We start from the raw sequence: 24265 nt of genomic DNA, 5'->3' as shown, positions 1-24265 counted from the left end.
GTCAACCTTACTCTATTTTAACTAAAGAAGTTCCAAACTAAACCAAATCTAAACGTAAAGTCTTTATATGGGTAATTGGGTGCTGTATAATATTTATATCCAGACATACTCGCATTAAAATGCTCTAGGATTAAATAAATACGTGCCGTACGCACTTTCATATCAATAAAGAAATCGAAGACTGGATAATCCCCAATTTTCACTTTGTCTTGTACATAGAAATCTCCAATTACAGGGTTGTAGTCATTCCCGTAGAATTTACTGAAATAGGTAAATGTAATTCCCGTTTGAAATTTCAATGCTTTATCAAATAAAGCTCCTTTGTAGTACAAGGTATTACGCGTTAGCAATTTGGGAACATTGAGGATATGGTCCTCTTGATCTACTTCTTGATATAAGATGGTATTATCCAATCCGAATCGTCCGAACTTGATCTCTTTGGATGCTTGTAGGGACAAGAAGTTAATTGTTTTGCCATATTGTTTAGGTGTAATCAACAATTGCTTCGCTATACCGAAATCATTGTACACCGGATTGTCATTAGAGAAATACAATTTATCTTTAATCACTTGATAACTTCCTTCTAGCGTTACCCAAGGTGTTGTAAGGGTTGCATCAAATTGGTTGATTTTCTCATTATTGAAACTATTATTCCAATTGTAATGTAAATAATCACTTTGATACAAATAGTAATTTAAATTCCCCATGCGGCTCAACTTTTGATATCCCGCTTGTAATCCAATATTATCTGCTAATGCATAATCGATATTGGCTTGGATATTACTTGTATTATCACTTCCTAGCGAATTATACACCAATAAAAAGGCATTCCAATTTTCTTTTTTATAGGTATATTTCCCTCCTATAAGCGTCATATTTTTTTCTAGTAGATTCGGAATGAATCCGCCATTGATATTCGCTACACTGTTGTATTGGTAGTTGTACTTATAAAAATCCGCATATACTTCTACTCTTCCTAAAAGGCCTGATTGAAAAGCTGCTCCCACTTTATTAGAGAGTGTATAATACTTTGTTTTATTGGAAATCGTAGATTTAAAAGAAGAACCAAATCGGTCTTTTTGGGTATAGGTACTATTTAAATCCTTCTGATAATATTCGAAGAATTTATCTTCATACGTAAATTCATGTGTCAATAAAACCCCGTTAGCTAACGAACTATTCAGCTGATATTCGTGGTGTAAGAACAATCGTTTTCCTTTCAAAAGCGATTCTCCATCGCGGAAATACACATTGAGGCGTTCGCGTTTGTTATAGGGTTTTTCACTTGTTTCAAATAAATCTAAGTCTGTAATTCCTCCATTTTCTTGATTCAAGATATCTTGAGCAACAAAGTGAGTAAACAACACATAACGCTTATTGGGTGAATAATAACTTCCTCCTATGCGGAAATTCCCTGTAGAAGACAACTGACTCATGTACTTTCCTAAAGAGCGCATTCCTTTATATGCCAAAAACATATTCAAGTGTTCACTCGTATTCAACGTAATGAATGCATCTAAACTCTGTCCTTGCTTCATTACCGTTTTATAATACAATTCTGTACGTGGTGTTGGGCTAGAATGATAGGTGATGTCCTCTGCTTTCATATAATTGAAGTGTTTGGCTTCAAAACCAAAACCAGGAAGTACATTATTTGCTTTTTGACTGTATTTTAAGGTAGCATAGGTTTGTCCCTCATTGGCGAAGGGCAATAAACCAAAATTATCTTTGCGTAGATAATTAAATTTATAGTAACTTTTTAAAGTAAGGGCAGTATCCACAGCAATGGTATCACGAAGGATGGTAATAATCTTATAATCCTTGATGGGCGCAATAGAATCTTTCTTTACTTTTTCTCTTAAACTTCTTGGTTCTTGATTTTCTTGTTGTGGATTTTGGTTGTTTTGATTACCAAAATTATTGTAGGGATCATTTGGATCACCAAAATTCGTTGTATTACCACGATCTATTCTTGTTGGTTGAAACTGAGCATGAGCTAAGAAACCAAAGCTCAGGAAACAGAAAACCAAGTAAAGACACTTTCGCATAAAAATTTAATTTAAGCAAAGGTAAATTTATTTTTATTATAATGATGATAGTGGGATAATTTAAGGGAATAAAAAAGAGCTATCCATTTCGGGATAGCTCTTCTCATCTAATCATTTACATTATCTATAAGCTTCATTTTGTTGAATACCACTTACATTAATCTCAGTTCGTGGAATAGGAAATGCTAATTTCGGGCTTCCATAAGCTACAACCCCAGGGTTTGCTATACTAGGGTTTTTAATATCCAAATGAAATCTCATTGCATCTTCAAAACCTGTACCTTCAAACATTAATTCTTTTTGTCTTTCAATTCTAATATCATCAAGCGTATACGTTGTCACTGGAGCATACGTTGTTAGACGATTTTGTTTTAATTGATTAAACAAGGCCAAAGCTTCTCCAGTAACTCCATTATTAATTCTAAAATCCGCCTCAACAAAAGTCAATAGCATCTCTTCAAATCTTAAAACTTTTACATTAGAGCTTATTTTCACATACTTTCCAAGATTGCGCATCCCACCACCTTTAAAGTTTTCACCGATCATGGTAACATCAGCACGAATATCATTTGCTTCTTTCGCTTCTGTAGTTTCTGTAGCTTCTACTGGTGCATCTGCTCCAAACAAATCTGCAACTGAAAAGTTAATTAGAATTGGACCATATCCCACACCACCTGCGGTAAGGTTATACAAATAATACAACGAATCCGAACTTGGATTGTCCGTTCCTGAAAATTTAATTTCAAAAACTGAATTACTTTGAGGGTCATCTGATTTAAAAGTATCTCTAAAAGCTGATCGAGACACTACCCCTCCATCTGCCACAGACATTCCTTGTTCTGCATTGTCTCTTGCAACTTGTAAATCTTCAGCATCCCAATTAGAAAACAGTAAAGCTGCACGTGCCTTTAACCCATATGCAGCAGCAAGATTAACCTTTACTTTACTACCCGAATTTTGTTTTGTTAACAACTCAATTCCTTTATCAAAATCGGCATAGATACTTGCGCGATTTTCTTGTACAGTTGGTCGAACTACTTTAGCATTAATATCAGCATAAGTAACAATATAAGGTACACCTAAGGCTTTTAATCCCTGACCGTTGACATATTGTTCTCCATAATTTTTCAACAAATCAAAATGGGCTAATGCTCTTAACACATAAGCTTGTCCTTTAATCATATCCTCTTGCTCGCCCATGCCAGGATAATTCGCTTCAATTACGCGATTTGCTTGTGAAATCACTTTATAGGCTTGAAACCACGTATCTACTGCATAGGCGGCTGTAGGTGTAATAGTAAATCCACTTACATTACCTAAACGGTTACTTCTATTATTTGAATAAGCATTTTGCGATCTAACTTCTGAAAAGGCTATGATGTTGTTACCATAATACTCTGCTGTTTTCATTCGAGCATAAGCCCCATTAAGTCCAGCCCCTAGCTCAGCAAGATTACTTATAGGGTTTTTATCAAAATCCACTTCTTCTGAAAGCTTTGTATCTAATGAACACGATGTTATCGCTGTACCACTAAATAGTGCTAATACATATAAAACTATTATTGACTTCTTCATCTTACTTAAAATTTAACGTTAACTGAAAACACAACTGATTTCAAAGGAGGTGAAGCAAATTCCACATATCCTGTTGCATCAACTTCGGGATCAAATTTCAACTTACCATCTTTAACCCATGTAACAGGATTCAACGCTGCAACAGAAATATTAATAGCATCTACTCCAATAAACTTGGCCGCTTGATTCGTAAAATTATAACCAACAGTTAACTGACGCAATCTGATATGATCTCCATCATATAAAAATCGTGTAGATGGAGAAGTAAAATATGCATTTCCAGCAACAGGACCGTCTGTTAAAATTGGTACATCTGCAATATCACCTGGCTTTTGCCAACGATTCATCAACTCTTCATTTCCATTATAATAATATAATGTTGTTGCTTCGGGAGCACTTGTAACTTGTGACCAATAATCATATACTTTATATCCAGTTGCAAAAGTAAACAATGCATCCGCATAAAAACCTCTATACTCAATATGCGTATTGACACCTCCTGTTACTTTTGGTAACGCACTCGCATTTTGGAATCGAGATTCCGCTTGTCCGTAATTAGAGGTTTTTGTCCCATCAGCTGCATACCATTGTGCCGCTCCCGTTTGAGGATCTACTCCCGCCCAGTTTGGCATATACCACTCATTAATAGCTCTTCCTACTTTATCTGCGGTATAGGATTTATACGTAGTAGGCATCTCTGTTAATTCGTTTTTAACAACTCCTACATTTCCACCAATAGACCATTTAAAATCTTTTGAATCAAAAATCTTCACATCTAACTCCGCTTCAAATCCATGATTCTTAAGTTTTCCTTGATTAATCCATTTAGCATCAAATCCAGAAGTATAGGAGAGTGGTAAACGATACAATAGATCTCTAGTTTTACTTTGGTAGAAAGCGATTCCTCCAGTAATTCTATCATCAAAGAAACCAAATTCCAATCCGAAATCTAATTTATCTTGTTTTTCCCATCCTAATTTTCCACCAATTTGCTTAGAGGCTAAACCAGCTTCGTTATTATAAGATACCGATTCTAGTAAGTGTTGATACACGTTTGGCTCAATCGATGAGTTTCCTGTAGAACCATAAGATCCTCTTAAACGCAAAGTGCTAACTGCATTTGAATTAGCTAAGAAATCTTCTTTATGTATATTCCAAGCAACTCCTGCAGCCCAAAAAGTTCCCCATCTATTATCACTTGAAAAACGAGAAGATCCTTCTTGTCTAATGGTTAAATCTACTAAATACTTATTAGCATAAGAGTAGTTTAACAACCCCAAATAACTCAACTGAGTCCAATCATAATACTGGGAAGAAGCTGTATAATTGGCAGCAGCTCCACCTAGAGTAATCAACCCAGGAGGTAAAACTTGCCCGTCAGCAAATACCATATTATATTTATTTTTTTGGAACTCCATAAGAGCACGAACATCAAAACGATGATCATTTCCAATAAAAAAGTTATAATTTAATGAGTTTTGCCAAACATAATTAAATATTCTTCGATCAGATTGAGCAGCAATTCCCCCATACCCATATCCATCACCGTGTACTGCATTTTGGTAGTTTTGATAATTCACCAATGTATAGTCCAATCCGATTGTTGATTCAAATTTCAAATTATCTAAAATTTTATAGCCAAATGAGTTACTCGATATAACTCTTGTCATATCATTTCGCACAATATCATTTGCTACAGTAAACAGCGAGTTAGGTAATTCTCCTCCTAATAATCCTGAGTCAATATTATAAGATCCATCAGCATTATAGGGTGACGCCCAAGGGTTCATTAATTTGCTGGTTACGTTAGGGTTTCCAAAGAAAGATCCACCTTCTAGAATACCATTTTGTTTAATATTGGAAACATTCGCTCCAATTTTGATATCAATTTTATCATTAAGCTTTCTTGTGAAACTAAAATTACCCGTAACTCTTCTAAAATCTGTTCCGATAATAATTCCATCTGATTTGTCATGACCAATTGAAGCAAAGTATGTTCCGTTTTCATCTCCTCCATTTACTGAGAAATTTAAACTAGACATGGGTGCATTTTTAACACGTACAGCTTCTTGCCAATCATAATGCTGTCTTCCATTGTTATTCCAATACACATATAAGTCCTCTCCCATTAAATCGGCATAATTCTCTTTTACATAATCTACATCTAAATCATTTCCGTTAGCTATCGCCTCCATCCACAATTCTGCTCTTTGTTCTCCCGATAAGAATTTAGGTCCTTTAACTGCTCTATTTTGGAATCCAATTGACGATCTGAAGTTATAACTCGGTTTCCCTTGTTTTCCTTTTTTCGTTGTAATTAAGATTACCCCGTTTGATCCTCTTGCCCCATACACAGAAGTAGCACCAGCATCTTTTAAAACCGTCATCGATTCAATATCATCTGGATTAATAGAGGACAACGGAGATAAACTTGTTACATCTGCCGAATTAGAAATATTTGAATTAATGATAGGCACTCCATCAATAACGTACAATGGCTCATTGGTTGCAGAAACGGAGTTACGTCCACGAATACGGATATTTTGTACCGATCCTGGCGAACCTGAAGTTGTAGCCATTTGTAAACCCGCTACACGTCCTTGTAACGCTTGATCTGCAGACACAATTGGTGTCTCGGCCACAACATCCCCTTTAATAGCGACAACGTTACCCGTCACTTCATTCTTTTTTCTAACCTGACCATAGGCCAATACCACTACTTCTTCCAATTCATTCCCTTCTGCTAGAAGAGCTGTATTGAATACATTGGCATTACCTACAGTATGTTTTACATCTTTCATTCCAATAAAAGAAAATACCAGTACCTGACCTGGTTTTGTTTTTATGGAATACTTACCATCTAAATCGGTTTGTGTACCCAATTGAGTTCCTTGAATCACTACCGTCACTCCTGGTAGTGGCATACCATCTTCTGTAACCACCCCAGAAAGTGTTTTTTCTTGTGCAAATCCTACTTGTACAAGTAAGATCATCATGCACGTGTACATCCACTTAATCTTTGATCTCATTCTAAAAAATTGATTAGTTAGTTAAACAAATCTAAACAATATTTTTAACAAATCCCAGAGATAAATTAACTATTCATTATCGTTTTTTCTAAATAATTACCACATTAACCACTAACAACCCAATAACACCCGTATTTATTCATAATAAAAACACAATTTCAAACAAATAAAATTATTAACTAAATGAATTAAAATCCTTTAGTTCATCTGCCTTACCAAGTAAAAAACAGCGCGCCCCATTTTTCTCCTCCTACCCTTAGCATCAGCTATTCTATAAACTATTTTTTCAATTATGCACATAAAAAAAGAGGAAGTCTTTCGACTTCCTCTTTTCTATATCTAAACATGTTTACTGTTTCGGTTTATCTAGTTCCACCTGCCCACCAAACATCTTCTGTGTATACATAACTTCCATCACCGTAAGCTGCTCTTACGTGTGGGTTGTTTGATACATCTGAGTTTCCGTATGCAAAGCGCTTAGGAAATTTAGTTGGGTCTCTATGTTGCAACTCAATTAAATTTTCTCCCATTGCTTTCCATCTTCTGATGTCATTGTATATTTCAATACTTTCTACTTCAAAAGCAGATAAATACTTCTCTTCAGCAATGCGTTTTAATAGCGCCTCTCCAGTTAGATTTCCAGGTAAATTTCTATTATATCCATTCTCTGGATCTGGAATATTTGGATCAGTACTTGGAGTAAAACGTACATACGTAAACTTTTGTTTCTTATTTATATATCCAGCATCAACTGCTGCTTGTAAAGTGGCATTCGCTTGCGGATCACCTAAACGTGCCTGTGCCTCCGCTTTCAAGAACAACAATTCATGGTAACTCATTAAGTACACTGCATTATTTGCATTAGCACTTCCAGCACTTAATCCCGAAGGAGAATAGGATTGCGCTTGTGCCACTTCTTTACTGTGATCAATTAAAACAAGTTGATCTTTATTCTTGCCAACTTTTACAAAATAATCATTCAAACGCGGGTCAGCTGGATCTAATTTTTGCATTAAATCATAGTACGTTTTAGATGAAAACAATCCATTTCTTACCACATTTAATCTATAAAAAGGATACATTACCCCTGATACGCGGTAAGTCAAATCCTCACTAGCATTTGCAAAAGATTTATCCACATTATCAATTACCCCTTGATAGTCTGGAGTTCTTGCCGACAACTGCATTAAATATCTTGCCTTTAACCCATAAGCAGCTTTTGTCCAACTCTCAACATCTCCATTTATATACAAGAAGTCTTGTTTTCCTATACTAGCGTACTCTGTATCTTTCGCTAAATTAGCAATTCCATCATCTAACAATTGAAATACGGCTTTATAAATATCCTCTTGTTTATCAATCTTTGCCTGTGGGTTTAGCAATGGTTCTAATGCTTCCGAATAAGGTACATCCCCAAACAAGTCAGTCAGCATAGCTAAATTATACGCTTTTAAAATTTGAGCGATTCCCAATGCATGGTAATTACCCGCTTCTTCTCCACCTGGTGAACATTTTTGCTCTACAAACTTTAAGCTTCGCAAGTTGATGTAAAGTGCATTCCACTGGTTATTATAAGTTGTACTTAAAGATGGTTCACCTAAGCGTTCTTGTGCATTGTAAAATTGAGCATGTCCACCTCCTAGTAATTCTGTATAGATTGATGCATAAAAAGCTAAATCTGACCCGGTAATTGAAAAACCTGTTCTATTGATTACATCCGTAATAATAAATCTAGATTCCATAAATTCAGGATCATTTTTATTTTTGTTGATGTCGTCCATCTTATCCTCAGAACATGATTGCAAAGTTAAAGCCGCCACGACTATACTCGCTAAAATATATTTTATTCTTTTCATTTTTCTCGACTAATTAAAATGTAACATTTACTGAGAAACCAATACTTTTGGCTTGAGGGATTGAATAATGTTCAAAACCACCACTCATGTTATTATTTCCTTGAGATGCTTCTGGATCTAAGTTTGGCATTTTTGACCACAACAATAAATTACGTGCAAAAGCAGATACCTTTACGTCTACTTTATCTTTCCAAATCTTATCAAACTTATACCCCAAGCTTACATCGCGTAATTTTACAAAACTTGCATCGTATACATTGCTTTCTGTAATATTACTCATTACATTTTCGTAACGTTCACGTGTTGCTCCTGTAATGGCTACGTCATTTTTCACGTATGAACCATCTGCTTGTTCGCGAACCCCATTAAATACAAATGATTGATCACGGTTTCCTGTACTAGAATCTACCCCATATAGTTTCATTCCCATATTCGATCCACTGTACATTTTTCCACCGTTTTTCCATTCAACTGTTGCACTTAAGTTCCAACTTTTCCAAGTTAAACTCGTAGAACCTCCTAAGATAAATTTAGGTGCTACCTCTCCTAATGCTTTTGTTTCTCCTACTAGAGGCATACCATCTGCACCAACTAAAATATCACCATTTTCATTTCTAGCGAATGAGTTTCCATAAATTACAGGGAAACGATCTCCTGCTTGTGCGCGAATTTGTGGTTCCACAAACCCTCCTAGCATAATATTCTCAACTCCTTCTTTCAACTCATCTACTTTCGAATCAATTTTAGAGAAGTTAGCATTAATCGACCATTGCCAATCTTGCGTTTGGATTGGTGTTACAAAAGCTGTAATTTCATGCGCAATCGTATGAATTTTCCCTCCATTCGTTACAAAACTAGCTGCTCCTGTTGATCCTGGTAAAGGCACTGGGAAAATTTGATCTTTCACATCTTGGCGTGAGAAAGTATAGTCAATTCCAAATCGGTTATCAAAGAATCTAAAGTCTCCACCAAACTCCCATGATTTGGTATTTTGTGGTTTTAACTCTGGATCATAGATTGTTGTACTTGGAATATACCCAACAGCTTCATTTAATGGATAGAGAATCGGGCTAGCCGTTCCCCAGAAACCTCCTGCATAACTTGGTGTATAATAATACGGTTTTTTAAATTCTCCAGCTTGCCCTACTTCTGCGTAAGATCCTCTTAATTTAGCAAAACTTAAAACACTGTTCCCTTTTAATCCTTCGAGCTCTGTCAACACAAAACCTAAAGATACCGAAGGATAGACAAAATCTCTATTTCCTCTTGGCATGGTAGAGACAATATCTTTACGAATCGTACCATTCAAGAAAATCATATCACGGTAAGAAAAACCAACATTCGAGAAGAACCCAACATTACGTCTCATCTCACGTGTTTCTTTTGAAGTAACATTAACCGCATTACCGATGGTAGGCCATCCTCCAAAGTTTAGCCCTACTCCTAAATCATCATACATTTTTAAAGTCGTCTCATTGAACTCATTTCCAACCATGATATCAAAGCGGAAATCATCCCCTAACAACATATCGTAGTTGATGGTAAATAAAGAGTTGGTTACTGTATTCGTAAGCCCATATAAATTTAAATTCGCATTATTTCCTGTCAAATCATGAGCAGAACCGAATTCGTAAACATCTCTATAATGAGTAGTGTATGTATCTACTCCTGCTTGATAACGGAACGTTATGTTTTTAGATCCATCTGTACTAATTTCTGGCGCATAAGCAATATTTGCATTTCCATAAAAACGACCTGTTTTTTCAGAAAACTCATTGTGCTGCGCGGCCCAATATGGATTATCAAAACCAGTAGCTCTGTAATGAACTTGATCATACGGATTAATTTCACTTCCGTATGGAATTCCTTTTAGATTATAGCTCACTGGTCCTCCCCAGATTCCTGGTAATACAGAATTATTTGCTGCAGAAGCTTTTCGTACATCACTTGTGATATAACTACCTGCAAACCCCGTAGTCCATTCTGAGTTTAACTTCGTTTCACCCGAGAATTTAATCGTCGTACGTTTCATTTCCGTACCTGGCATAATCCCTTCTTGTTTTGTATTTGCCAAACCAAACGAGTAATTCGTTTTCCCTGTATTTTGGCTAATATTGAAGTTATTTGTCAAGGTTTTACCTGTTCTAAAATAATCATCAATGTTATCATATACTCCTGGTGTTACCCAAGGATCCAATCCTGCTTTTGCTAATTGAGGTACATAATATTGTCCTGGACGTAGAACTCCACCATTTACATTATCAGGATTCAGTATATTTCCACCATAGATTGGATCATTTGGCAATTCGGAAATTTTAGGTCCCCAAGACATTGAGCTATATGGATCATACTTTCCTTTTGTACCTTGTGCGTAGGTTTTTTGCAAACTTGGTTTTTTAGATAAGGTCTCAAAACTACTGGTTGACGTAAAACTAATCACCGGTTTTCCTTCTTTTAGTCCTCGTCCGCTTTTAGTTGTGATTACCACTACACCATTGGATGCGCGGATACCATATAAAGCAGAAGCCGCTTGTCCTTTTAGGATGTTGATGGTTTCAATATCACTTGGATCGATATCAATCGCGCGGTTAGCAATATCAGTCCCTGACACACTATTTCCAGTAGAAATTGGTGCTGTAGATTCGATAGGCATCCCGTCAATAACATACAAAGGCGTATTATTTCCTGTAAAAGAACGAGCGCCGCGAATTATAATTTGAGAAGAAGCCCCTGGTGCACCACTTGATGGTGTGATTTGCACCCCTGCTAATTTCCCTTGTAACGCACCTGATAAACTGCTGTTTTCAGTTTTGTTCAAATCCGCTGCTTTAATTTCTTGTGTCGCGTATCCTAAAGCTTTTGCACTTCGCTTGATTCCCATAGCGGTAACCACTACTTCCTCCAATTGATGTTCATCAGCAACCATAGCTACGTTAAACACATTCGCACCCCCAACGGTGTGCTTCACATCTTTCATTCCAATAAACGAAAAGACAAGCACTTCACCTTGCTTGGCTTTTATGGAATATTTACCATCTAAATCGGTTTGTGTCCCCATCTGGGTTCCTTGAATCACAACCGTCACCCCTGGTAGTGGCATACCTTCTTCTGATACCACTCCCGATAGTGTTTTTTCCTGCGCAAACCCCACTTGTACAAGCAGGATCATGATGCACGCATAAATCCACTTAATCTTCGATCTCATTCTTAAAAAATTGATTAGTTAGTTAAACAAATCTAAACCTTTTTTATCAGAACCATTTTAGTGCATACAGGACATATCTTCTAAAAAATAAAAACTAACGAAATAAATATGCATAATACGTGTTTTTATTGCCAATTTAATAAAAATAGAGCAATGTTACACAAAATCCAAAACACTAACTTCAAGTATCTAAATATTAGACTAATCAAACATTTAATATTTTTTTAGCATTACCCCTCTTTTTTCATTAACGAACACTACCTAACATTTTTCTTATAATAGCTATTAAAAAAGAGCGTTAATACAAACAAAACCGCTATATATAGAAAGAAATTCAAAATTGATTTCTATATTTTCTTGAGCAATGCAACTATTGTTAAAAATAAATAATCATTCACTCCTCTACCGATAATAAACAAAAAGGTGCCTGATACAGATGTATCAGGCACCTTTCTAAAAACCATTGATTTACGCTATAATTTAAGACGCTTTGCGTGGTTTATTTGAGTGTTAAAACCTTTACCATAAACTAGTGTTTCTTTATTTATAAGGCGTTTAGCTACCTTGACATTGCACTTGATTTCTCTGTATTTATTTAAAATGTATACCTAAATACAAATTTGTCATTTTACTCTTCATTAAACCCTATTCAAAAACACTTTTCAATGCAGTTTATTTCATTATATAAAAATCAAACCACCTTTTATCAATACAACACAACACCCCCCTATAAACAGCAAAAATATTAACACAAAAACAGAATATTCCATATTAATTATTACCAATATAACTCTCATATTTTTTATAATTATATTTACAACAAATAAACTAATTTAAATTATGAAAAAAATTATTTTAGCTACATTGCTGCCGATAGCAGTGGCTTGTAGCTCCGATTCCAATTTTGATGAACCAACAAACCAGGATTTGAAAAAATCATCTCAAACTGTAACAGAGGAAGTTGATTATGGCAATTGCATGGAGTGTATCGACAAAGAAGAATATTATACTCATTTAGAGTATTATAGAAACAGTAACATTCACGAAGGCTCTTTTATTATTCGCAACCCTCATTTAGGTGGTGGACGTTTCACTTATAGAGATTTATCTAAGTCCCAAACAAGTTTTACATTTACGTACAACCCAACGACAGGCGAAGCTACTCCTAAAAACTTAGTAGTTAGCATGACTCCTTTTCCAAATCCCTTTCCATCAATTAATCAAACGGCATCGATAAGCATTACAAATAAATCTATCCGTTATCAGAAAGAAGGAAAAGCCTTTTACATTGAAGTCTATTTTACAATAAAACGAACCGTTAGAAAACCAGACAACAAAGGTAATCTTGGAGCTCCTACAACAATAGCAGATGAAGGTTATTATGCAGATCGCATAGCCTTAGAAGACTACATTGATCTTCAAACATTCATTAAAAAGAAATAGAACAAACGCTTCTTTTAAAACTAAAAAACCCCACTGAAAAAACAGTGGGGTTTTATATGTAAGAGCTTATTTATATACTCACTTTCTTAATACTATAATTAGTATCCTTTATTTTGAGCAATTTTACTAGCGTTAATCTCATTACGCGGAATAGGGAAAGCTAATTGAAAAGCTCCATAATTCACCTCTTCTGCAATTGGTGTACTAGCAAGATTTTCTTTGCTACGCATTTTATCCTCGAAACGGAATCCTTCAAAAACTAACTCTTTGCGTCTTTCAGTTAATACATCTGCCAAAGTAAGTGACGTATACTTTGTTGCTGGATTACCTTCGTAACGCTCTGAAGCCACCTGATTTAATAAGTTTAATGCTACACCTTCTTCTGTATTGGTACGCACTGCTGCTTCAATGAAGTTAAAGACTAACTCTTCATAACGCATCACTTTGATATTTGAGCTAATAGCTGTGTATTTACCAAAGTTACGGTAGTATTCTAAGTTATAACGAATAGCAGGATCTACTGCTACAGTACCTTCTAATTCTTCTTTTGTCAATTTAATAAACTTATAAGGTCCTACTTTTTTGTAGTTTCCTTTTGCATTTTGAGCTAGATTATTATATCGCTGCATATCAGTAGAAGAACGAATATCGGTTTGATCTTCGAATAAATCTTGTAAGTTCTCACCCAAACCAACAACATCCCCATATCCATCATATGAAAAAATATTATATAATGAATTGTTTCCTGGGTTATTGATATTGTCTTGCGCTAATTCAAACACAGAATTACTTTGTGGTTCTTCCGCTCTAAAAGAAGCGATATATGCACTTCTTTGTACAATTCCTCCACCTAATTCCATGGCTGTTTTTGCACTTTCTAAAGCAATTGCATAATCATTCTCATCAAAAGCACCAAAGAACAAAGCTACTCTCGATTTCACTCCGTGAATAGACTGTGCTGTAAAGCGCTTTTTATTTGAAGCATTTTTATCTACTAATTTCAATGCCTCATCTAAATCCTTATAGATATTATCTCTAACCTCTCTTACTGAAATACGGTTATAGTTTTTCATATCTAATTCTCCGAATCGAGTAATATAAGGAATACCTAATGCATCTAATCCTTGGTCATCTACATATTGTTGACCATAAATACGCAATAAATCAAAGTGAGCTAAAGCACGAATAGCGAAAGCCTCAGCTTTTCCTTGTTTAATATCAGTTTCATTTCCTGTTTTGATATTCGATCCAATCGCTAAATTCGCTGAACTGATTACCTCGTAAATTTTCTTCCAAGTATCTGCAGGGAATGCATGAGTAGGTGTCAAATCGAATCCTGATACATTTTGGAAACGGTTAGAAAAACCAGCCGCTGCATAAGCATTATCTCCTCTAACTTCACTGTACACGATAATATCACGACCGTAATAAGCTGCATTTACCATTCGATAGTAAGCACCAGATACAGCTGCACGCAAATCCGTTAGCGTTTCAAGGGGTTTCGCTTCAATATCACGAGCCCCTTCTAAAGTAGCGTCTAATCGATCATCTGAACAACTAGTAAGTCCAGAAGACAATAACGTTACTGCTAAAATTGAAAATATAATCTTTTTCATAACTTTTTAAAACTTAACATTAAGTGAGAATACAATTGATTTCACAGGTGGAGTAGCCACATTTACATACCCTGAAGCATCTACTTCTGGATCGTATTTCAATCCTTTATCTTTAACCCAAGTCCATAAGTTAGTACCAATTACAGAAAGCGATAAACCATCTACTTTCAATGTTCTAAGGATTTCTGGATTAAAGTTATACCCTAAGGTTACATTTCTCAATCGAATATAATCACCATCGTGTAAAAATCTTGAAGATGGGCTAGTAAAATTAACATTTCCACCTGTCGCTTTGTACTGAACGATTGGCACATCTGTAATATCTCCAGGTTTTTGCCATCTGTCTAACATTTCAGAAGAAGCATTTGAAGAAACAAGAGCACTTGTTGTTCCAGCAGTTTTGAAAGCATATTGTTCGTATACTTTATGTCCTCCTGCAAAAGTAAACATACCATCTAAGAAGAATCCTTTATAATCTACGTGTAAATTAGCACCTCCTGTAAATTTCGGTAAAGCACTTGCTCCTTGGAATCTTGACTCTGCTTTAGAATAGTCTGAAGTAGTATTGTTGTCTTTATCGAACCACATCGGCTGACCTGTTTGAGCATCAACACCAGCCCAATCAGGCATATACCATTCAGCAACAGCATGTCCTCTAACATCCGCTGTGTATGATTTGTAATCCTCCATTTCTATCCCATCAATAACAGGCATTTCTGTAATTCTATTACGAACAGTACCGAAGTTAGCACCAACTGAAATATTGAAATCCTTTGATCTTACGATATCTGCATTTAATTCAAGCTCAATACCACGATTGTTCATTGCTCCCATGTTCATCATTTGAGATTCAAATCCAGACATTTTCGACAATGTTTTCTTGTACAATAAGTCACTTGTTTTACTCTCAAAATATGTAGCTCCCAAAGTGATACGATCTTCAAACATACCTAACATGAAACCAAAGTCCATCTTTTGTTGTTTCTCCCATCCAATTGGTCCACCAATTTGAACAGGGATTAAAGCTGCTTCACCATCATAAGAAACGATGTCTGCGCGACGTACATATTGGTTTGGATTAATTTGAGAGTTACCATTTGTTCCGTATGATCCTCTAAAACGCATCGTTGAAATTGTAGATTGATGAGCCATCCAATTTTCTAAATGCATATTCCAAGCCCCACCTACTGAATAGAAATAACCAATTCTATCTGTAAATTTAGATGACCCTTCACGTCTACCTGTTAAGTCAACTAAGAATCTATTTTGGTAGTTATAGTTGATAATTCCCACGTAACCTAAGTTAGCATCATCTAAGAAGTCATAAGCTGCATCTTTATTAGCAGCTGCAGCAGCTAAAGAATTAAATCCATCCAATACAATTTGCCCAGATCCTTCTAAGAAACGGCGTTTTGATTTTTGGTATTCAACTAATACTTTAGTGTTAAATTGGTGATTTTCTCCTAAATAGAATTTATAATCTAATCCATTCTGTGCTACATAATTGAAGTTATTTCTAACCGCTTTAGCAGCTGTACCACCATAGTTTTTACCATCTCCATGAACAGGGTTTCTATACTCTGAGAAATCAGCTAATGTATAGTCAATTGCCATAGAAGAAGTAAACTTCAAGTTATCTGTAATAGCATAACTAATCGAGTTAGAATTAATTACACGTGTTACATCATTTAATGTTTGGTTATGTTTAGTTGTATAAACCACATTATGATATCCTGAATTAGGCAAGAAGTAAGAACCATCTTCATTGTATAAAGGGTTCCAAGGGTTCATTACTAACTTAATATAGTTCGGGTTTGAGAAATAAGCTCCTCCTTCAGAAATACCATTTTGTTTGGTATTTGTAACTTTAATACTTGTATTGAATTCAACTTTATCCGTAATTTTTTGCATAAAGCTCAAGGAAGCTCCAATACGTCTAAAATCTGATCCAATCACTGTACTTTCTATTTTATCATGAGATAATGAAGCATAGAAATTATGACGCTCACTTCCTCCTGTTGCAGAGAAGTTAATACTTGTCAATGGAGCATCTGCATTTTTCACATAATCTCCCCAATCATTATCCGGACGACCTGCAGCTACCCAATTACCATAATTACCTGATTTAGAATAGTTAGCCAAAGCATAATCTCCAGCTTGCTCACGTGTAAATACAGTTCCTTGACCTCCAAACGTATTATACAATCCATCTAAGAAAATTTCTTCTTTCTCATTTGAAGACAATAAACGAGGCCCTTTTACTGCGTTATTTTGGAAACCTACACGTGTACTAAAATTGAATTTTGTCGCTCCTGATTTACCGCGTTTTGTTGTAATCAAGATAACCCCATTTGTACCACGTGCTCCATATACAGCAGTTGCACCTGCATCTTTCAATACAGTCATTGATTCAATATCTGCAGGGTTAATAGTTGCCAATAAAGACAAAGATGTTGAAGGCGAATCTGTTCCTTGATTTCCTCCTGAAAAGTCACCATCATACATTGGAATACCATCAATTACATACAATGGTTCATTCGTAGCGGTCATAGAGTTACGTCCACGAATACGAATATTTTGCTTTGCCCCTGGTGAACCAGAAGAAGCTGACATTTGTAAACCTGCAACACGTCCTTGTAAAGCTTGATCTGCAGAAGCCATTGGCGTAGCAGCTACTGCATCTCCTTTAATAGCAACTGCATTTCCTGTTACTTGGTTCTTTGTCTTAACTTGTCCATAAGCTAAAACAACAACCTCTTCTAACATATCTTCTACTGCTGTCATCGTTACATTGTAAGTATTAGCTGCACCTACTTTATATGTAACATCTTTTAAACCAATAAAAGAAAAAGATACTACTTCTCCTTCTTTTACTTTAATGGAATAGTTTCCATCTAAATCGGTTTGAGTACCCATTGTTGTTCCTTTAATAACAACCGTAGCCCCAGGTAAAGGGAATCCATCCTCAGTCACAACCCCTTTTAGCGTTTTTTCCTGAGCGAATGAAAATTGCACAAATAGTGCCATAAATAGCACTAAAGTCCATTTTAACTTTGATCTCATTATTTAAATTGAATTAGTTAGTTCGCAAACATAAAAAACTAAACTAAAACGAAGTTAACTTTCCCTATCATTAACTAGAAACAAACCAATGAATTACTAAAGAATAGAAATAAAACCAATGAAATTATATAAAAAAAAATAAATCGATAAAAAAACAAATTAAAAATTCAAATAATTCACACACCACCTTTCATCAAAAAACTTAATAAAGCCTTATCATTCTCTTCACATTTAACAACATCAAAATCGCTCACATTTCTATAGAAAAACACAACAAACTAGTTATCAATACATAAAGAAAAAACACAACAAAAGGCCACCACTTTCATCAAATGTTAAATTTTAAGTTGTTAGGATTTATTTAATGTATTTCTTAGCAAATATTACCTTTTCAGCCTTTGGATTCCCTTGGAGAACCTTACCTTTGTTCTTCATATTTTCGCTTATGTTAATCCATCATTTTTCAGAATCACAATATGAAGCCGGAACAGATGAAGCTGGTAGAGGTTGTATTGCTGGACCAGTAACTGCTGCAGCTGTCATCCTACCTCCAGATTTCGCCAATGAAATCTTGAATGATTCCAAACAACTTTCGGCTAAAAATCGGTATGCCTTAAGAAGCATTATTGAAGAGCAGGCCCTAAGTTATGGCGTAACTCATTTACACGAAGATGTTATTGAAGAATTAAACATCTTACATGCTGCGATAAAAGCCATGCATGAAAGTGTACATCAACTGCGCCCTATACCTGATTTCTTAATCGTAGACGGAAATAAATTCACTCCTATTCCCTCTATTCCTCATCAGTGCATTGTCAAAGGAGATGCCAAATATCTCAGTTTAGCTGCTGCATCTGTATTAGCCAAAACCTACCGTGATGATTATATGAATCAAATACACGAAGAATTTCCTATGTACAATTGGAAAAAAAATAAAGGATACCCCACACAAGAACACCGAAAAGCAATTTTAGAATACGGTCCTTGTAAATATCATCGAAAATCATTCAAACTTTTACCCGACCAGTTAAAATTAGAATTATAGCATAAAAAAAGGTTCTTTTACGAGTAAAAGAACCTTTTTTTATGCTATAATCGTATTCTTAAGCGAATACTTTATCAACCGCTTGAATCGTAAAGTCTAAATCTTCATAGGTCAAAGCATCCGTAATAAACCACGTTTCATAAGAAGATGGAGCGATGTATACTCCTTCTTTTAACAGACCGTGGAAAAATGTTTTAAACTGATCGTTATTTCCATAACCTGCTGTATCAAAATCAACTACTTCACGTTCATCAAAGAACACAGAAATCATTGATCCTACACGGTTAATCGTATATTTTATTTGCTTTGCTTCCAATACACGGCGTATTCCTTGTTCTAAATAAGCTGTTTTTTCTTCCAGGCGTGTAAACACCGCTAAATCATTATTAATTGCTTGTAACATCGCCAATCCCGCAGCCATTGCTAAAGGATTTCCTGATAAGGTTCCTGCTTGATACACTGGTCCAACAGGAGCTAAATAATCCATTACTTGAGCTGAACCAGCGAAAGCTCCTACTGGTAATCCACCACCAATTACTTTCCCAAAAGTAACCAAGTCTGCTCGGACGCCAAATAATTCTTGCGCTCCACCACGTGCTAAGCGAAACCCTGTCATTACTTCGTCAAAAATCAACAACGTTCCATGAGTATCACATAATTGACGTAATCCTTCTAAGAAACCAGCTTTCGGAGGAATACATCCCATATTTCCTGCAACAGGCTCAATAATAATAGCCGCTACTTCTCCTTTATTGGCTTCTAAAATAGAAGCGACATTTGCTAAATCATTATACGTAGCTAATAACGTATCTTTTGCCGTTCCTTGGGTTACACCCGGGCTATTTGGCGAACCAAATGTTACAGCTCCACTACCTGCTTGAATTAAAAAAGAGTCAGAATGCCCATGATAACATCCTTTGAATTTAATGATCTTTTCTCTATCCGTATAACCTCTCGCGAGGCGAATTGCACTCATACACGCTTCTGTACCTGAGTTCACAAAGCGTATTTTATCAATATTTGGCACCATAGATACTGCCAAAGCTGCAATTTCCGTTTCAATCTCTGTTGGCATACCAAAAGAAGTCCCTTTTTTCGCTTTTTCAATTACCGCATCTACCACAGGTGGATACGCGTGTCCCAACAACATCGGCCCCCACGAATTAATATAATCGACAAGTCTATTCCCATCCACATCATACAAATAAGCTCCCTTAGCTTCTTTAACAAATATAGGAGTTCCTCCAACAGATTTGAATGCTCTAACTGGTGAGTTTACTCCACCAGGAATAACTTTTTCAGCTTCTGCAAAAAGCTGACTACTTCTTTGATATAACATAGTGTTTTATAATTTTAAGCGTTGACCAATCGATAGATTCGTCCCATCAAGTTTATTTGTTTTCTGTAGTTTTGCTACAGTTGTATTATATTTTTTTGATATTGAATATAACGTATCTCCTTTTTGAACCACATGGGTTTTGGCTCCCGCTTTCGTTTCTGCCTTTGCCTTAGTTGCCACGGTTGTTTCGGCCTTTTTCTCTATTTCTTTCTTCGGTCTCGGTGAAGTTAATCCCAATACTTCACGATCGTATTGATCCAAGGTATAACGTTCAATCAAGCTAATTAGCTTATTTGCATATTTAGGATCTGTTGCATAACCTGCTTTTTTCAACCCATGCGCCCACCCTTCATAATCATCTTTCTCTAAGAGAAATAAATCATTATAGCGACTGCGTGACACCAAAAACTGAGAATGATCCCGATAAGATTCCTCAGGCGCATCATATTTTCTAAAACATTCGTCTGGTGCATCATCCGTATGACGAACGGATGGTCCATCCCATTCTTTATGGCATTTTATCCCGAAGTGATTGTTTGCATTTCTACTCAGCGTTCCTTGTCCTGATCCAGATTCCAATACCCCCTGTGCTAAAGTAATACTAGCAGGAATACCATAGGAAGACATATTGTCTTTCGCAATGTCTTTATACTGTAAAATATAGTCTTGAATCATGTCAGCTGTAACTGAAATTCGCGAAGTCGCTTCTAACGTTTCACTGTTTTTAGCTGCTGTACGCTTATCCCGTTCTCGCTTCGTTTCCTCTTGAATACGACGTTGTTCTTCAACCTTTTTTTGTTGTGCTCGATATTGCTCCTTAGAGACCAACTCTTTCGTTTTCGACTTCCTCCCTGTAAGTTTGGAATTGTTCTTCACCCCACAACTTACAAGTGTGAGTAAACAGAACAGTAAAAGGATTTTTTTTATCATATAGCTATTTAATTTTTTCATTCCATCCTTGCAAGCCCCCCGTGTGAATAGCGAGAATCTTACTGTCTTTTTTTAATTGATTTTGTTCAATTAAATCAAAGATACCAAAAAGTAGTTTACCTGTATAAATTGGGTCTAAAAGAATTCCCGTATCGCGTTCAAAATGACGTATAAATTGCAATAAATCTGCATTATACTTCGCATAACCACCAAAGTGATAAGCCGTTTCCAATCTCCAGTTTTCTTTGTTTACATACTTCTTAATTTCCTCCTGCAGAAAATCTCCCTTCAAGGCAGGAAAACCAATAATCTGTTGATGGGCAAATGAACGGTTGATAATTCCTGCAATCGTGCCACCTGTTCCGACTGCGCAACACACATAATCATAACTATGGTCCGCTTCCTTCAAAATCTCTTCCGTCCCTTGGATTGCCTCTTTATTTGTTCCTCCTTCTGGAACCAAGTAAAAATCGCCAAACTCTTCCTTTAGCTTTGCTAAAAAAGCCGTTGATTCTTTCGTTCTATAGTTTGTTCGAGTAACAAATTTAAAACGCATTCCATCCTCTTCCGCTTTCTTTAACGTTGGATTATCGCGATAGTTCGCTTGGATCTCCTCTCCTCGAATTACTCCAATGGTTCGCATGCCCAATATCCTTCCTGCAGCCGCGGTTGCAGCAATATGATTGGAATAAGCCCCTCCAAAAGTCAACACTTGTTGATTCCCTTTAGATACTGCTGCTTCCATATTGTATTTCAATTTTCGGAATTTATTACCCGAAACCTCCGGATGCAACAAATCTTCTCTGCGAATAAACAATTCAATTCCATTGCGGAATGAACGTTCTACTTTTACTGTTGGCACCTTCTCATTTGAAAACAAATCGATCATAACCTATCACATTTACAAGCTTTTAATTTACAATAGGTTTAACTAAAAACGTTTTTTTTTGTATAAATATTAAAATAAATAATACAAGAGTTTTTAGTAACTTACCTACGCAAAAACGAGTCAAAATCTAAAGCTAGACTACGCGACAAAACTAGTTAATAGTTTTTAGGTTTTTACTTAAAAAACACATAAATAATTAATCACAAAAAACTCAGAAAATGACTTTTAAGGAACAAATTTTACAAGGAATTCCAAATGAGCTACCGGCAAAGAAGGAGTATGATCCGGCAATTAATCACGCTCCAAAACGCAAAGAAATATTGACAGAAGAGGAAAAGAAACTTGCCTTGCGAAATGCTTTACGTTATTTTGATGCTAAACATCATTCCGAGTTAATCCAAGAGTTTAAAGAAGAATTAGAAACATATGGTCGTATTTACATGTATCGCTTTAGACCCGATTACAAGATGTATGCAAGACCAATAGAAGAATATCCAGGAAATTCTACACAGGCTAAAGCAATTATGTTGATGATTCAAAATAATTTGGATTATGCCGTTGCGCAACACCCACATGAATTAATCACGTATGGTGGTAATGGGGCTGTTTTTTCAAACTGGGCACAATACTTACTAACGATGCGTTATCTAGCAGAAATGACGGATGAACAAACATTAGTGATGTATTCAGGGCACCCGATGGGGTTATTTCCTTCACATGTTAAAGCACCACGCGTTGTAGTAACCAATGGAATGATGATCCCGAACTACTCTAAACCAGACGATTGGGAAAAATTCAATGCTTTAGGTGTTACACAATATGGTCAAATGACAGCGGGAAGCTATATGTACATTGGTCCACAAGGCATCGTACATGGAACAACAATCACCGTATTAAATGGAGGTCGTAAAATTGCTAAACAGGGCGAAGACCTAACAGGTAAACTATTTGTAACTTCTGGATTAGGAGGAATGAGTGGAGCACAACCTAAAGCAGGGAATATTGCAGGATGTATTACAGTTTGTGCAGAAGTAAATCCAAAAGCAGTACACACCAGACATTCTCAAGGATGGGTGGATGAAGTCGTTACGGATCTCAATGCATTAGTACAACGTGTAAAAAAAGCACAAGAAAACAAAGAAGTCGTGTCGATTGCCTTCCAAGGAAATATTGTAGAAGTATGGGAGAAATTTGCGGAAGACAACCTATTTGTACATTTAGGGTCTGACCAAACCTCTTTACACAACCCTTGGGCAGGAGGATATTACCCTGTAGGCTTATCTTTTGAAGAAGCCAATGATATGATGGCTAATAATCCAACTTTATTCAAAGAAAAAGTACAAGAATCTTTGCGTAGACAAGCAGCAGCTATTAACAAACACACAGCCAAAGGAACGTATTTCTTTGACTATGGAAACGCATTTTTACTAGAGGCTTCAAGAGCAGGCGCTGATATTATGGCGGCTAACGGTATTGATTTTAAATACCCAAGTTATGTGCAAGATATCATGGGTCCAATGTGTTTTGATTATGGTTTTGGTCCTTTCCGATGGGTATGTGCCTCAGGAAAACCGGAAGACTTAGCAAAAACAGACGAAATTGCTTGTCGTGTGTTAGAGGAGATTATGCAAAACTCCCCTGCTGAAATACAACAACAAATGGCTGATAATATCCGTTGGATTAAAGGTGCACAAGAAAACAAACTAGTTGTAGGATCTCAAGCTCGTATCCTATATGCTGATTCAGAGGGTCGAATTAAAATTGCCGAAGCTTTTAACAAAGCGATTAAAGAAGGAATAATTGGCCCAGTAGTATTGGGACGTGATCACCACGATGTATCGGGAACAGATTCCCCATACCGTGAAACATCTAACATCTATGACGGCTCTAGATACACGGCTGATATGGCGATTCAAAATGTAATCGGTGACAGCTTTAGAGGCGCTACTTGGGTTTCTATCCACAATGGTGGTGGTGTAGGATGGGGAGAAGTCATCAATGGAGGTTTTGGCATGCTTTTAGATGGCACTAAAGAATCTGATGAAAAATTAAAATCCATGCTTTTCTGGGATGTAAACAACGGTATTGCACGACGCAACTGGGCTCGAAACAAAGAGGCTACTTTTGCAATTAAGCGTGCCATGGAGATTGAACCACTATTAAAGGTTACGATCCCGAATATCGTTGATGATAGTTTATTGAATTAACTCACAAAAAATAAGTAAGC

13 protein-coding genes are annotated in these 24265 nt (G+C 36.1%); 3 read left to right on the top strand and 10 right to left on the bottom strand.

The window, feature by feature from the left end; genetic code table 11:
• Positions 1-17: 17 nt before the first annotated feature.
• From AWV75_RS08670 to AWV75_RS08650, 5 genes are all read right to left on the bottom strand, one after another.
• Entirely contained in the window at positions 18-2048 is a 2031-nt protein-coding gene (locus AWV75_RS08670; RefSeq protein WP_060873999.1) for a putative porin, read from the bottom strand.
• Between the two features lie 120 nt (positions 2049-2168).
• A complete protein-coding gene (locus AWV75_RS08665) occupies positions 2169-3623 on the bottom strand; it encodes a RagB/SusD family nutrient uptake outer membrane protein (protein ID WP_060873998.1) in 1455 nt (484 codons plus the stop codon).
• Between the two features lie 5 nt (positions 3624-3628).
• Positions 3629-6652, bottom strand: coding sequence for a SusC/RagA family TonB-linked outer membrane protein (locus AWV75_RS08660; protein ID WP_060873997.1), 3024 nt, complete (start codon positions 6650-6652; stop codon positions 3629-3631).
• 362 nt (positions 6653-7014) lie between these two features.
• A complete protein-coding gene (locus AWV75_RS08655; RefSeq protein ID WP_060873996.1) occupies positions 7015-8508 on the bottom strand; it encodes a SusD/RagB family nutrient-binding outer membrane lipoprotein in 1494 nt (497 codons plus the stop codon).
• Between the two features lie 13 nt (positions 8509-8521).
• Positions 8522-11713: a SusC/RagA family TonB-linked outer membrane protein gene (locus AWV75_RS08650; protein WP_060873995.1), complete on the bottom strand. Its 3192-nt coding sequence runs from the start codon at positions 11711-11713 to the stop codon at positions 8522-8524.
• An 840-nt stretch (positions 11714-12553) separates the two neighbouring features.
• Here AWV75_RS08650 and AWV75_RS08645 point away from each other — a divergent pair.
• On the top strand, positions 12554-13156 hold the full coding sequence (locus tag AWV75_RS08645; protein WP_060873994.1) for a hypothetical protein: 603 nt from the start codon (positions 12554-12556) through the stop codon (positions 13154-13156).
• 98 nt (positions 13157-13254) lie between these two features.
• On the opposite strand, the gene AWV75_RS08640 is transcribed toward AWV75_RS08645, so the two are convergent.
• Together AWV75_RS08640 and AWV75_RS08635 are read right to left on the bottom strand one after the other, a co-directional pair.
• Entirely contained in the window at positions 13255-14772 is a 1518-nt protein-coding gene (locus AWV75_RS08640) for a RagB/SusD family nutrient uptake outer membrane protein (RefSeq protein ID WP_060873993.1), read from the bottom strand.
• 6 nt (positions 14773-14778) lie between these two features.
• Complete coding sequence (locus tag AWV75_RS08635; RefSeq protein WP_060873992.1) at positions 14779-17835, bottom strand: SusC/RagA family TonB-linked outer membrane protein; 3057 nt, start codon at positions 17833-17835, stop codon at positions 14779-14781.
• A gap of 445 nt (positions 17836-18280) precedes the next feature.
• Here AWV75_RS08635 and AWV75_RS08630 point away from each other — a divergent pair, with 445 nt between their 5' ends.
• Positions 18281-18880: a ribonuclease HII gene (locus AWV75_RS08630; RefSeq protein WP_060874068.1), complete on the top strand. Its 600-nt coding sequence runs from the start codon at positions 18281-18283 to the stop codon at positions 18878-18880.
• Between the two features lie 58 nt (positions 18881-18938).
• On the opposite strand, the gene hemL is transcribed toward AWV75_RS08630, so the two are convergent.
• The 3 genes from hemL to AWV75_RS08615 are packed head-to-tail and all read right to left on the bottom strand — an operon-like array spanning position 18939 to position 22038.
• Positions 18939-20219 carry a glutamate-1-semialdehyde 2,1-aminomutase gene (gene hemL, locus AWV75_RS08625; protein WP_060873991.1) on the bottom strand — a complete coding sequence of 427 codons (1281 nt, stop codon included), beginning with the start codon at positions 20217-20219 and terminating at the stop codon, positions 18939-18941.
• A 6-nt stretch (positions 20220-20225) separates the two neighbouring features.
• Positions 20226-21149, bottom strand: a complete 924-nt coding sequence (locus tag AWV75_RS08620; RefSeq protein ID WP_060874067.1) for a glucosaminidase domain-containing protein — start codon at positions 21147-21149, stop codon at positions 20226-20228.
• 4 nt (positions 21150-21153) lie between these two features.
• The gene (locus AWV75_RS08615) at positions 21154-22038 is read right to left on the bottom strand and encodes a 1-aminocyclopropane-1-carboxylate deaminase/D-cysteine desulfhydrase (protein WP_060873990.1); all 885 of its coding nucleotides are present in this window, start codon (positions 22036-22038) and stop codon (positions 21154-21156) included.
• A 218-nt stretch (positions 22039-22256) separates the two neighbouring features.
• Between AWV75_RS08615 and AWV75_RS08610 the strand changes: the two genes are divergently transcribed.
• Positions 22257-24245: a urocanate hydratase gene (locus AWV75_RS08610; RefSeq protein WP_060873989.1), complete on the top strand. Its 1989-nt coding sequence runs from the start codon at positions 22257-22259 to the stop codon at positions 24243-24245.
• Positions 24246-24265: the final 20 nt, after the last annotated feature.

The organism is Myroides odoratus (genome assembly GCF_001549985.1).
GTDB classification, from domain to species: domain Bacteria; phylum Bacteroidota; class Bacteroidia; order Flavobacteriales; family Flavobacteriaceae; genus Flavobacterium; species Flavobacterium odoratum_A.
Note: the sequence above shows the minus strand (reverse complement) of the source record. Positions and strands in the feature narration are given on the sequence as shown.

Excerpts from the sequence above, each read along its gene's own strand:
- AWV75_RS08670 (WP_060873999.1), bottom strand. The coding sequence starts at position 2,048 with ATGCGAAAGTGTCTTTACTTGGTTTTCTGTTTCCTGAGCTTTGGTTTC.
- AWV75_RS08665 (WP_060873998.1), bottom strand. The coding sequence starts at position 3,623 with ATGAAGAAGTCAATAATAGTTTTATATGTATTAGCACTATTTAGTGGT.
- AWV75_RS08660 (WP_060873997.1), bottom strand. The coding sequence starts at position 6,652 with ATGAGATCAAAGATTAAGTGGATGTACACGTGCATGATGATCTTACTT.
- AWV75_RS08655 (WP_060873996.1), bottom strand. The coding sequence starts at position 8,508 with ATGAAAAGAATAAAATATATTTTAGCGAGTATAGTCGTGGCGGCTTTA.
- AWV75_RS08650 (WP_060873995.1), bottom strand. The coding sequence starts at position 11,713 with ATGAGATCGAAGATTAAGTGGATTTATGCGTGCATCATGATCCTGCTT.
- AWV75_RS08645 (WP_060873994.1), top strand. The coding sequence starts at position 12,554 with ATGAAAAAAATTATTTTAGCTACATTGCTGCCGATAGCAGTGGCTTGT.
- AWV75_RS08640 (WP_060873993.1), bottom strand. The coding sequence starts at position 14,772 with ATGAAAAAGATTATATTTTCAATTTTAGCAGTAACGTTATTGTCTTCT.
- AWV75_RS08635 (WP_060873992.1), bottom strand. The coding sequence starts at position 17,835 with ATGAGATCAAAGTTAAAATGGACTTTAGTGCTATTTATGGCACTATTT.
- AWV75_RS08630 (WP_060874068.1), top strand. The coding sequence starts at position 18,281 with ATGTTAATCCATCATTTTTCAGAATCACAATATGAAGCCGGAACAGAT.
- hemL (WP_060873991.1), bottom strand. The coding sequence starts at position 20,219 with ATGTTATATCAAAGAAGTAGTCAGCTTTTTGCAGAAGCTGAAAAAGTT.
- AWV75_RS08620 (WP_060874067.1), bottom strand. The coding sequence starts at position 21,149 with ATGATAAAAAAAATCCTTTTACTGTTCTGTTTACTCACACTTGTAAGT.
- AWV75_RS08615 (WP_060873990.1), bottom strand. The coding sequence starts at position 22,038 with ATGATCGATTTGTTTTCAAATGAGAAGGTGCCAACAGTAAAAGTAGAA.
- AWV75_RS08610 (WP_060873989.1), top strand. The coding sequence starts at position 22,257 with ATGACTTTTAAGGAACAAATTTTACAAGGAATTCCAAATGAGCTACCG.